Genomic DNA, 11783 nt, shown 5'->3' with positions numbered 1-11783 from the left:
CCGGGCCCGCCGGGAAGCCCATCCCCCTCCCCGGCGGGCCCGTCCCGCATCCGGCCGCTACCCGAGCGCGCCCACCACCGAAGCCGCCGACGTCCCCAGCCCGGTCGGACGCACCAGCAGCGCACCCACCACCCCGCCGCCGGGCTCGACGACCTCCTCCGCGACCGCGCCCGGCACCCCGACGGCCTCCCGCCCGAAGTGCCGCACCAGGTCCTCCTCGCGGTACCGCCGGCAGTCCCGGTGCCAGATCAGGATCCCGGCGAGCCAGTTCTCCAGCTCCTTGACGTACCCGGCGAGCACCGCCCGGGCCGGCCCGTCCAGCGCGTGGTCGTCGAAGAGCACCGGGAACTCCTCCGCCACCACGTGCTGGAACTGCCCCAGCCGCGCGTGCATGAGGTCGTCGACGATCCGCACCGCCGCCGGGTAGTCGCAGTTGAAGAAGTTCTGCACCACCAGGACGGCGTTGTGCACCTCGCCCTCGAACTCGACCTCCTTCTGGTACGAATGAAGGTCGTTCATCATGCAGGCGTAGTCGGCGGCCGCGTTCTCCAGCGAGCGCATCGGCCCGCTCGCGTAGACCTCGGGCGGCACGACGCTCCCGTGCGCCAGCCGCGCGAGGCCCATGGTGAGGTCGGAGCCGAAGGTGGCCCGGCGCATCTCCAGGTAGTCGACCGGGTCCGGGATCCGGTTCTGCACCTGGTTGTTGAGCTCCCAGATCCAGCTCAGCGTCATCTTCTCGACGGCCTCGCGGAACGTCCGGCGCGCCTCGGCGGCCAGCGGCCCGGCGGTCCGCTCCCAGAGGTCGGCCAGCCCGCGCTCCAGCGCCGTGAGCGGGTCCGCGCCCGGCTCGCCGTCGACCGGCATGAGCTGCCGGAACCGCTCGTGCACCGCCTTGGCGCCCGCCAGGTCCCCGGTCCGGCCGAACGCTACGGGGAAGTAGTCGTCCGCGTACGTTCCCCAAGCCAACCAGTCGGTGGTGAGGTCGAGTTGATCGGCGCTGGCGTCCGGGTGGATGCCGGCCGCGCAGAGCGCGAGGTCGTAGTCGGCCATCCGCTCGACCGTCCAGACACCCGCGGACGGGTCCCCGACGTTCGGCTCCAGCAGCCCGATCCGGTCGGCCCATTCGAGGGTGTGCAGCCGCGAGGCCTCCAGGTAGGGGCTCAGCTCGACCGTGAACGGCAGCCGGAACTCCGGGAGCCGGGAGGGCCCGACGGCCTGGAACGGCACGTGCGCGTGCGACCGCGCCCGCCGCACCCCGGGGTCGACGTCCCCGCGCGAGCCCCCGACCGGCCCGGTGCCGGGCGACTCCAGCGACGCCCCAGCCCCAGCACCCGGCACCCCAGCACCCGGCACCCCGGGCCGGATCCCCGGTGCGCCGCCCCCCGACACGCCCCCGCCCAGCGCGGCGAGCAGCGCGGCCACCGGCGACTCCCCGACCGTGGGCGCCCAGGCCCTGGTCACCGGCCCCGACCGGCTCAGCGAGCCCAGCTCGCCGGCCAGGTCGTCCAGCGCCCCGCCGTCCCTGAGCACGTCCAGCGCCGACGTCCCCACCCCGCCGATCGCGAACGGGTCCCACCAGGTGGTCGCCGAAGCCGCCGCCCCGCCGCCGTTCATGTACCGGCTGGACCGCATGTGCCACTCGTGCCCGCCGGCCTGCCAGTCCTGCATGCCCTTGACGTAGGCCAGCACCTTGGCGCAGCCGTCGGCGTCGAGCCCGGTATCGGCGAACAGCTGCGGCAGCTCGGTGAACACGGTGTTCTCGAACTGCTGGAGGCGCGAGGTGAGCAGGTCGTTGACGGCGTCCGCGGCCTCCTGCGTCGAGCACTCCAGGAACTTCTCCAGCACCAGGACGCCGTTGCTGAGTTCGCCCTCGTCCTCGACCTCGCGCTGGTACGAGAACAGGTCGTTGCGCAGGTGGACGCCGTCCGAGAAGGCGTCCATCAGCACCCGCAACGGCCGCGAGCCCGACACCGACGCCGGCACCTCCGCGTTCGCGGCGTACTCCACCAGCCCGGCGGACCACGGCGCACCGCCCACCTTGCGGCGCATCTCGATGTACTCGACGGGGTTGGAGACCCGGCCGGCGTTGATGTTGGCGAGCTCCCACAGCGACTCGTTGAGCAGGTTCCGGGTGCTCTCCGCGAACCGCACCCGCCAGTCCTCGCCCATCGCCGGCACCGTCCGCCGCCACAGGTCGGCCAGCCCGGCCTCGACCGGGTTGGTCGGCTCCGGCAGCGGCGCGTCCGGGTCGGCGGGCATGAACAGCGGCAGCCGGTCCAGGTACGCCTTGCCGCCCACCCGGTCGTTGGTCCGCTTGAAGATCTCCAGGAAGTGGTCGTCGAAGAAGAACACCCACACGTACCAGTCGGTGACCAGCGACAACGCCTCGGCGGACGCGTCGGGGTGGGTGTAGGCGCAGAGCAGTCCGTAGTCGTGGGCGTCCAGGTCCGCCCGGGTCCAGACGCCCGAACCCTCCAGCATCCCCATCTCCTGGGCCCATAGCGCCGAATGGGCCCGGGCCTCGTCGAGATGCGGGCTGAGCCGTGCCGGGTGCGGCACGTAGAAGGACGGCAGTTCGAACGGCTGGGACACCGGGCGAGCCTTTCTTGACGCGTCGACGAGGCCGACTCAGCATTACCCGACTTCAACGATCTCAGCCGGAGAACCGGAACAGTCATATGAGTTCGACCCGTTCTCTCGAACACCTGCCCAACTCACCGCACCCGACTAGCTCATCAGTACGACTGATCGGCCCCACCCCACCCATCCTCGCCCACCGTCCCGGGGCCCCGCGGCTCCCCGTTGACGGACCCGCGCAGCACCTCCCACGCCGACGTGACCGGCGTGGCGGCCTCCTCCACCGTGGCCTCCGGCTCCCCGGAGCCCCCCGACTCTCCGGCCGGCCGTACGGGGCCCACCACGAACACCCGCTGCGCCGGCGGAGGTTCGACCGCACCGCCGTAGGAGGGCCCCGCCGGACCCTCGCCGTCTCCGCCGGGAACCCCTCCACCGCCGGGGACGTCCCCGCCCCCGTCCTCCCCGAGGCTCCGCAGGATCCGCGCCGCCGCATCGGGCCTGCCGGCCGCGTCGGTGAAACGGGCCACCCGGTGGGCGTAGACGGTCCGGTCTCCGTCCTCCTTCAGCTCGATGTCGTCCATCAGTGCGTTCAGCGGCCCGACCACCGACGGCCCGCGCCCGGCCGGTGCCGCCGGTCCGAACCCCGTGTCCGGCGCCGCGCCCGCAGCGGTGCCGGGCGCTCCCCGCTCCTCCTCAGCGGTGTCACCCGCCGGCACCGGCGCGACGACGTCCAGGAACGGGACGCCGCCCGCCCCCTCCGTCCCCTCCATCGCCGCCAGGTGCCGGTACAGCACGTCCACCGCCTGGTCGTTGGCGGCCGCCGCCAGCTGTGCCAGCGGCCCGATCATCTCGACCGCGCCCTGCACCTCCTCGTCGTTGCGCGCCAGCCACCACACCACCGCGCTGCCCGGGGACCTGAGCACGTCCTCACCGAGATAGGCCCGCCTGTTCCGCTCGTACCTCCGCTCGTACTCCCAGATCTCCTCCGCCTTGCGGACCTCCGCCAGTTTGTCCAGCCGTGCACGGTCCGCCTCGGGCAGCGCCAGACCGACCTGCCCGCCCATCGCCACAACCGTGCCGGAGGAATCCGGGCTCAGCGTGCCGAGCAGCCCGTCCAGCCGGTGGCGGAGCAGCTCCGACCTGCCGGGCTGTTCCCGCTCGGTGATCGCCCTGGCGCGCTCCAGCACCGCCTCGACGGCCAGGGTGTCCGGCGCGGCGTGGACGGCCCCTCCCGGGTCGGGCGTCTGCCGCCACCACACCGTGGCGGAGAAGAGGAAGTCGTAGTCCGGCACCGCGCTCGGCAGGGGGATCCCCGTCACCGAGGTCGTCCTGAGGGGCTGCTCGACCGGCGGCTCCGGGGCCCGGTGAGCCACCGGGTCGGGCGCGGGAGCCGGGACGGGACCGGGGACGAAGGACGGCATCCCGTAGACACCGGGCTCGGGAGCCGGCGGTCGCTGCGGATCCGGCCGCACCTCCGGCCGGGCCCGCGCCGTCGGGATCAGCAGCACCAGCACCACCGCGGCGGCGGAAGCCGCCGCCCACAGCCAGACGGGCCACTCCAGACCCACGCCCAGGACCGCGGGCAACGCCCCGGCAGCGACGGCAAGTGCCGCCGTAAGGGTCTTCTCCATGGGGCTCACCTCATCCTCTCGTCGGTCCGCGCCGCCGGCCCGATGCCCTGAGCGCTGTCGATCTTCTGCCAGAACCGCGCCGCCGTCCCGGCCCGCGCGGACCGCTCCTCGCGGGGGCCGTCGGCGACCCATTCGCGGCCGGCCAGGTACAACGCGGTCAACCGGGCCGGCTGCTGCCGGGCGGCCGACACCAGTACGTCCATCAGCCGGTCCCCCGTCCGGGGCTGCATCCGGGCGACCGACAGCCACCGGTGCACCGTGGGCACCCACTGCTCCCGCCCCGGCAGCGCCAGGATCCTGGCCCAGGTGTCGATCAGCACCGGGTCCGGGACCGAGCGCCGGGACGGCGGCTCGCCGACCAGGTCCAGGAAGAGCCGTACGTCCACCGAGGACTCCCCTCGGGCCGCCAACCCGTCCCAGAACCGGGCGAGCAGCTTCACGTACAACCGCCGGTCCTGCCGGACGAGTTCGAACAGCGTCTCCCGCACCTCCGCCGGACCGTTCGCGCGGGTCCGGCGCGCGAGGTGGTGCAGCCGGACGAGTGCCTGGTCCGGATGGGTGCGGGCCATGACCTCGCCACAGGCCCGGGCCAGCACCCGGGCGAAGTCCGCCGTGGGCTGGCCGGTCGCCCACTCGTAGATCTTGGACCGGAACTCCGCGCCGTACCGGTCGTGTTCGAGGCCGAGGCGGAGCACGGCCAGCGCCTCCTCCGAACGCCGGGGCACGGCCGCCCACTCCGGGACCAGCCGGTTCAGCGTCCTCCATTCGGCCGCCCGCAGACTCTGCTCGGTGAAGCGTTCGACCAGCCGTTGCCGGTCCTGTGCCACGAGCGCGGGGTGCGGCTCGTCCACGAGGTCCGCGACCCACCGCCCGAACCGCTCCCTCAGCCAGGGCAGATAGGTCCAGAAGTGCGTGCGCACGGCCCCGGCATAAGCCGGCGAGGCGAACCGCAGCCGGCCGCGTGCATCGATCTCCAACGGCAGTGTCTTGAGCCGCTCCGCCAGATCGGCCCGCTCCAGCGGCGGCCGCTCGTCCGCGGTGTGCTCGACCATGCCGAGCAGCCGGTCCGTGTGGTGGAAGACGGCGTCCGCGGGTGACCCGGCGAGCATGGCCGCCGCCAGCAACAGTGCGCGTTGCGGACCGGAGGACAGGCCCGCGACCTTCTGGGCCACCTCCCCGGACCGGTCGCTCAGCGCACCCAGCGCCTGCCGGATCCACTCGGCGGACGGCCCGGCCGGGTCGTCCGTCCTAGCCCGGGCCACCACATCGGCGAACCGTTGCACGTCGCGCATCGCGAACCGGCGCAGTGCCGAGCCGAGTTCCTCGCCCCGGAGGTCGTCCGACGCCGGCCGGACCAGCCTTCCCTCCAGGTGTCGGCGCAGCACCGCCAGCTCCCTCGGGCGGCCGGTCGCGACCACCAGTTGCCGGAGCGCGGGGAGCAGCAGTTCCTGATCGACGGAGGGAAGGACGGCGACCATCCGGGCACCGGCCTCCTCCACCCTGCCCCAGTAGCCGTACAACTGCTGCTGCGCCGCCTGGTAGTCCTCCTCCGCGGTGCCGGAGAGGTCCAGGAGGAGCCGGTCGCCGGCCTCCGGCGGGGTGATGTCCTCGTTCTCCCGGGAGAAGGACAGCTCCACGAAGGAAGTCGCCGGTCCGTCCGGATCGTGCAGCAGCATCACCGCCGCCGTCCGCCGTCCGCTACCGGGCGGTCCTGCGAGCAGGACGGTGGTACCGGGGTTCGCGAGCCTGTTCCGGGCCTCGCCGAAGCCGGGCGGCGGGACGAACCTCGCCCGGAGCCAGAGACGGTGTTCGAGGGCCACCCTGGACGGGGCCACCCTGGGGCGGGGCGGCCGGAACCCGCCCCCGAAGAGGTTGAACTGCGGGCCGGGTCCGGTGTGGGTCGGCCCGCGGGCCTCCTCGATCCGGGTTCCGCCGTCCGTCACCGGTCCTGGTCCCGGTCCTCGCGGCCGGCCCGGCGGCCGCCGAACCACTGCTGCGCGGTCCCCCGCTCGACGTAGTTGCCGCCGTCGCCGTTGAAGTGCACCCCGCCACTGCGCAGGTCGTTGTGCTGGGCGCCGTCTCCGGTGTTCACCGGGCCGCTCGCGTTGTTGATGAACGTCCCCACGTCCCCGCCCGCGTTCCCGATGCCTCCGCTCTGCCGGTGCGTGTGGTCCCGGGCCTGGACGACGCTGCCGTCCACCCGCCCGACCCGGTTGTTCACCTCGCTGCTCTCCCCGGCCGCCCCCGCGTTGCGGGCGACCTCCCGTTCCGCCCGGGCGAGGGCCGGAACCTCCTCCGCGAGGCTGTCGCCGAGACGGGCGAGGTCGCCCGCCGACTCGCGGGGGTTCAGCCGGCGGTACTGGCAGTCGGCCAGCTCCGCCAGCGCGGGCGGCAGGTCGTGCCGGCTGAGCCGGCCGACGCTGCCGACCAGCACCGGAACGACCAGGGCGCCGCTCTCGAACGCCTCGACGATCTCCCTCCGGGTCCAGTCGTCCGGGTCGTCCAGGGCCCGGAGCCCCTCGGCGGTGCGGGCGTCGACCCAGCGGGTGCCGATGACGGCGATCAGCACGCTGCTCCGGCGCACGGCGGTGATGAGCTCCTGCGGGAAGCGGCGGCCGATCTTGATCGACTTGCCGGCGCGGAACACCCGCTCGCTGCCGAACCTCCGGGAGAGCTCGTGTTCGATCAGGGCGGCGCCGGTGTCCTCGTCGCTGCTGCGGTAGTTCACGAAGATGTCGGGCATGGCGGAATCACCTCTCCGGTGCGTGGGTGCCGTCGGACGGGCACGGCCACGGGGGAAAAGAACGGGAACGGTTCGGCGCCGGGGAAGCGCGACGGCGGGGTCCCTCAGGACCTGCGGTGGAGCGCGGCGGCGAGGGCGGGCTGCAGGTCGCGCACCGCCGCACCGGCCCGGGACCGCGAGAGTTCGCGGTCCAGCCGGACGACATCGGCACCGATCGTGGCGGACCGCAACGACGGCACCAGCGGCAGCAGCCCGGCGGCCAGCGCACAGGCGTGCTCGACCTCGCCCGCCGCCGCGTGGGCGAGAGCCCGCCTCAGCCCGTACCGGGCGCGGGTGCGCACGGCGTGCGCGGGGATCGTGGCGTACTCGCGATCGAGGACCTCTGCGGCCGGGGCGGGACGCCCGAGGTCGTACAGGCACCAGCCGGTGACCATGGCGGCCGGGTCGGCGAGGTTGCCGGTGCCGATCACCGGCTCGCCCGACCCCCCGTCGGCGGCGGCCCGGGCGAACAGCTCGCGTGCCCGGTCGAGGCCCCGCAGACTCGCGGTGTGGTCACCGGCCAGGGCGTGCCCCCGGGCCGCCCGCTGGGCGGCGAGGCCGCGGATGCGCGGAGGCAGACGGCCGTCCTCGGCCACGGGACCGGCCAGGCCGACGGTGGCCGCGGCGTCGCCCGCGTAGAAGGTGATCAGCGCCCGGCGGACGAGGGTGTACGAGGCGAGGTGCCCGTCGCCGCCGGCCTCGGCCAGTTCGACGGCGCGGGCGGTCCACCAGAGCGCGGACGGGTCGTCTCCCGCCTCCTGGGCCATCCAGCCGGCGAACTCCGCGTACCGCGCCGCCAGGCCGAGCAACCGGACGCGGGCCACGGCGTCGGCCTGGAGGGCGAGTTCGCGCAGGGTGTGGGTCTGCACGGTGAGCATGGGCAGCAGGAGGGCGGGGTCGGTGCTCTGGCCGAGCAGGCGCATGTGATCGAACTGGGTGCGGAAGATCTCCACCGGCGAGGCCTCCGACCCGGTTGCCGCCCGGGACGCCTCCCGGGCCTCTGCCCGGCCGGTTCCCGCCGCTCCCGCCATGCCCGCGACCCCGAGCCCCAGCACGGAGGTCGCGCCCGCGGCCAGCAGCCGGCGCCGTCCGAGGCCGCCGGGCCAGCGGACGCCGTCACGGTCCACCCGCAGGAGCACGGACTCCTCGTCGGCCGCGGGGCCGGCCACCGCCGTTCCGCGCCCGCCGGTCCCTTCGGGCAGCGCCAGCCTCTCCAGCTCACCGCCGGCACCGAGCCGGGCGTCGCAACGGCGGGCGAGTTCGTGGGGCGGAGCCTTCTGGCCGCGTTCGATCTTGCTGAGGTGGCCCTTGCTGTAGTTGAGCTGCTCGGCGAGCCGGGTGAGCGTCAGCCCGGCCTCAAGCCGCCGCCTGCGCAGCTCCGGACCGAACCCGCCACCCGACTCAGTGAACGTGCGCATGCCAACCCCCTCATCGGAACCGTCCGGTCGCGCGGTCTGCCCCGGGACCGGAAGCGGGCTCTCCCCTGCCTCCGCCGAGAATGGTGACACGCGGACCGGGGGGCCGAACGGGGATTGCGGGCGTTTCCCGTTTCCTCTTCTCCGCATGCCGACAAATTGGCTACTCGCCTTGCTGACAAACCGAGTTCGAACGCGTGACCATCCCTCTCCCGCGCCGCCTTTCCGGGCTGGGAAGCCCTCGTCGAGTCGACGGAAGCGCCTCCCGCCGCACCATCCGCGACGCCCTTGCCGAGGAGACCCGCCAGCCGCCCGACGCCCCCGGCCCGGCAGGCGCCGAGGCCGATGAACAGGGCATCCGCGGTCCGCGCCGACCGGGAGGGCGGCGGGCGGGAGGGTGGCGGGCGGGAGGCCGGCACTTCGGCACCGACCCCCGCAAATGCCTCCCACCATTCGATGACGATCGAAGCCGCATTCGAATACGGGAGCGAACGGGCTTCGCGGGACCGGCCACGAAAAGGGGGCCCCGGAGCTCCACCGCTCCTCATCGACAGCAGTTGTGACAGTGCGTCAAGACCGTGTAGGGATGTCGGTACGCGCCCTCGCCGGTGCGGGTGGCGACCCGGCCGCGTTCCCGTCACCCCACCCGCCGCCCCGACCCGCCCAGCACGCCGTAATCCGGGAGAACCCGACCGTGAAGTACACCGAGGTCGAACAGAAGTTCCGACTCCTCAGCCCGCCCGCCGAGTTGAAGGAGCAGCTCGTGGCCCTCGGCGTGGCGCCGGGCCGTCCGGTCCGCCAGGTCGACACCTACTACAACGCCCCGCACCGGGACTTCCTCGACGACGAGGTCGTGTCCGAGTGGCTGCGCGTCCGCGTCGAGGACGGGGCGGCGTCGCTCAACTTCAAGCGCTTCCACCCGCTCGCCGCGCCGGTCAAGACCCACTGCGACGAGTACGAGAGCACCGTCGCCGATCCCGAGGCCGTGCGGCGCCTGCTCGCCTCGCTGGACTTCGCCGAGCTGACCGTCGTCGACAAGACCCGCGAGGAGTGGCACGCCGACGGGGTCGCGATCGCCTTCGACACCGTCGCCGGCCTCGGCGACTTCGTCGAGTTCGAGTTCAAGGGCGACGCCGGGACGGTCGAACTGGCCACCGCCCGCCTGGAGGCGTTCATCGCCGCCCTCACCGTCGAACTCGGCGACCGGATCCACCTCGGCTACCCCCACATGACCCTCGGCCTCCACTGAGGTGCCGCGCCGGTCACTCGCCGGCCGCCCCCGGCTCCGCGCGTCCGCTCGGCGACCGCCATCGCACCGCGAGGGCAATCGAGTTCAGTTCATATGCCCGGAACTGCCGCAGGCACCGGGGCCGGAGCCCGCACCGGTAACAGATCCGCCGACGAACCACCCTTTCGTTCCAAGGAATGCCCTGGTCATGGCGTGTTGACGTGGTCCCCTCCTCCCCCGTCCAGCAGACTGGGCGGCGACCCGAGTCCGTGCTCCGAGGAGGTCCGCCCCATGAACGTCACCGTGCGGCTCGCGCAGCAGCCCGAGGCCGACGCGCTGCTCGGGCGGAGCCCGCTCGCCGCGCTCGTCGGGATGCTGCTGGACCAGCAGGTGCCCATGGAGTGGGCGTTCACCGGGCCGCTCACCATCGCCCAGCGGCTGGAGCAGGACGACCTGGACGCGCACGAGATCGCCACCTACAACCCGGACGAATTCGTCGCGCTGCTCTGCGAGAAGCCCGCCGTGCACCGCTACCCGGCGGCGATGGCCAAGCGGGTGCAGCAGCTGTGCCAGTTCCTGGTGGCGCAGTACGACGGGGACGCCGCCGCGCTCTGGAAGGACGTGGCGACCGGGCGGGAACTGCTCAGCCGGCTCAACGCCCTTCCGGGCTTCGGGAAGCAGAAGTCGCAGATCTTCCTCGCCCTGCTCGGCAAGCAGTACGGCGTGCGGCCGGCGGGCTGGCGCGAGGCGGCCGGTCTGTACGGCGAGGAGGAGTCCTTCCGTTCGGTCGCGGACATCACCGGGCCGGAGTCGCTGGAGCAGGTGCGCGCCAACAAGCAGGAGGCGAAGCGCGTCGCCAAGGAGGAGAAGGCCGCGAAGGACGCCCAGGCACGGACCAAGGTCCGCGCCTGAGCGTCCGCTCCCCCGGCGGCCGCTCAGAGCAGCATCAGCGAGGCGGCCGCCGGCGCCAGGTAGATCAGCGGGAAGGGCGCGTGGGTGTACGCGCGGGCGCGCAGCACGGTGATCACCGCACCGGTGAAGTAGAGCACCAGGCCGATCGCCGCCAGGACCCCGACCACCGGCAGGAACAGGCCCGCGAGCAGTCCCAGCGCACCGGCGGCCTTCACCGCGCCGAGCGCGTTCCACCACGGACGCGGCACGCCGTAGGCGGCCAGCGGCTCCACCACGAAGGCGGCACGGGCGAAGACGGCCCCGCCCGAGAAACCCGCCATGGCGGCGGCGACAACGGTGACGACGACGTAGCTGGTGGACATCCGGGGCTCCTCGGTCAGCGGGCTTCAACGACGTTCTCGCTCCTCTGACCCGCCGCTTCCCCCGGGTGTGACAGCCGGCCGGAGGAATTCTCCCGGCGCTCCCGCGGTGCCCTTCCCGGGCCCCCGGCCGCCCGCGCTCCTCCCCCGCGCCCCGCCGCCACCACGCCCTCGCAAGCGCCCGCGCCTCCCGAAAACCCGTTGCCCGGCCACCACCCCGCGCGCGACGCTCGGGCGATGACCGCCCACACCGCCACCCCCACACCCGCCTCCTCCGGCTCCGTCTCCGCGCTCTTCTCGCCCGACGGCCGGCTGATCGCCGTCCCCCGCCGGGCCGCCCGCCGTGAGCAACTGCTCGACCACCTCGCCCGCACCCTCTTCGCCCCGGACCGCTCCTACACCGAGCGCGAGGTGAACGACGCTCTGCGGACGGTCCACGACGACTTCCCCGCCCTGCGCCGCTACCTGGTCGAAGGGCGACGCCTCACCCGTGCCGGGGACGGCAGCTGCTACCGGCGTACGACGGCGGCCTGAGCGTCCCCGCCGGCGGGGTGACGTCGGCCCCGGAACCGCAGGCTCCCGAACGCCCCCAACGCCCCGGAAGCCCCGAACGCCCCGGCGCGGGTCACCGCACCCGCCGGCAGTCGTACCGGTCACGGATCTCCCGGACGAAGTACCGTCCGTGGCTGTCGGCCGCCATCAGCGCGCGGTGCACCCGCCCCGGCACCGCCCGGTAGACGTACACCCCGCCCCGGGTGAACTCCAGCTCCAGCACCCGCCGCACCGCGTCGTACCCGACGGAGCGCAGCGCCGAGGAGTCCACCGGCGTACGGTTCATGGCCCTCCCAGTGTGCGCACGGGGCCCCGGCCGCGCACGCG

At 73.8% G+C, this 11783-nt stretch carries 10 protein-coding genes; 3 read left to right on the top strand and 7 right to left on the bottom strand.

The genetic code is table 11. The annotated features are described in order from the left end of the window. Positions 1-57: 57 nt before the first annotated feature. From ACFCX4_RS01785 to ACFCX4_RS01765, 5 genes are all read right to left on the bottom strand, one after another. Entirely contained in the window at positions 58-2592 is a 2535-nt protein-coding gene (locus tag ACFCX4_RS01785; RefSeq protein ID WP_376138012.1) for a germacradienol/geosmin synthase, read from the bottom strand. 143 nt (positions 2593-2735) lie between these two features. Further along, positions 2736-4208, bottom strand: coding sequence for a hypothetical protein (locus ACFCX4_RS01780; RefSeq protein ID WP_376138011.1), 1473 nt, complete (start codon positions 4206-4208; stop codon positions 2736-2738). A 5-nt stretch (positions 4209-4213) separates the two neighbouring features. Further along, positions 4214-6151 carry a hypothetical protein gene (locus tag ACFCX4_RS01775; protein WP_376138009.1) on the bottom strand — a complete coding sequence of 646 codons (1938 nt, stop codon included), beginning with the start codon at positions 6149-6151 and terminating at the stop codon, positions 4214-4216. Then, complete coding sequence (locus ACFCX4_RS01770) at positions 6148-6951, bottom strand: TIR domain-containing protein (RefSeq protein ID WP_376138007.1); 804 nt, start codon at positions 6949-6951, stop codon at positions 6148-6150. The genes ACFCX4_RS01775 and ACFCX4_RS01770 overlap by 4 nt, the downstream gene beginning before the upstream one ends. Before the next feature lie 104 nt (positions 6952-7055). Next, complete coding sequence (locus ACFCX4_RS01765) at positions 7056-8408, bottom strand: helix-turn-helix domain-containing protein (RefSeq protein ID WP_376138005.1); 1353 nt, start codon at positions 8406-8408, stop codon at positions 7056-7058. A 691-nt stretch (positions 8409-9099) separates the two neighbouring features. Between ACFCX4_RS01765 and ACFCX4_RS01760 the strand changes: the two genes are divergently transcribed. Together ACFCX4_RS01760 and ACFCX4_RS01755 are read left to right on the top strand one after the other, a co-directional pair. Further along, on the top strand, positions 9100-9654 hold the full coding sequence (locus ACFCX4_RS01760) for a class IV adenylate cyclase (protein WP_376138003.1): 555 nt from the start codon (positions 9100-9102) through the stop codon (positions 9652-9654). A gap of 270 nt (positions 9655-9924) precedes the next feature. Continuing rightward, positions 9925-10545 carry an HhH-GPD-type base excision DNA repair protein gene (locus ACFCX4_RS01755; RefSeq protein WP_376138001.1) on the top strand — a complete coding sequence of 207 codons (621 nt, stop codon included), beginning with the start codon at positions 9925-9927 and terminating at the stop codon, positions 10543-10545. 23 nt (positions 10546-10568) lie between these two features. On the opposite strand, the gene ACFCX4_RS01750 is transcribed toward ACFCX4_RS01755, so the two are convergent. Then, positions 10569-10907: a DoxX family protein gene (locus ACFCX4_RS01750; RefSeq protein ID WP_376137999.1), complete on the bottom strand. Its 339-nt coding sequence runs from the start codon at positions 10905-10907 to the stop codon at positions 10569-10571. Between the two features lie 234 nt (positions 10908-11141). On the opposite strand from ACFCX4_RS01750, the gene ACFCX4_RS01745 reads away from it, so the two are divergent. Then, entirely contained in the window at positions 11142-11438 is a 297-nt protein-coding gene (locus ACFCX4_RS01745) for a DUF2087 domain-containing protein (protein ID WP_376137997.1), read from the top strand. A 91-nt stretch (positions 11439-11529) separates the two neighbouring features. Here ACFCX4_RS01745 and ACFCX4_RS01740 read toward each other — a convergent pair whose 3' ends face one another. Further along, entirely contained in the window at positions 11530-11742 is a 213-nt protein-coding gene (locus tag ACFCX4_RS01740; RefSeq protein ID WP_376137995.1) for a KTSC domain-containing protein, read from the bottom strand. Positions 11743-11783 lie beyond the last annotated feature (41 nt).

It is taken from the genome of Kitasatospora sp. NPDC056327 (assembly GCF_042261735.1).
Lineage (GTDB): Bacteria > Actinomycetota > Actinomycetes > Streptomycetales > Streptomycetaceae > Kitasatospora.
The sequence above is the reverse complement of the archived record's forward strand: the minus strand, read 5'-3'. Positions and strand labels throughout refer to the sequence as shown.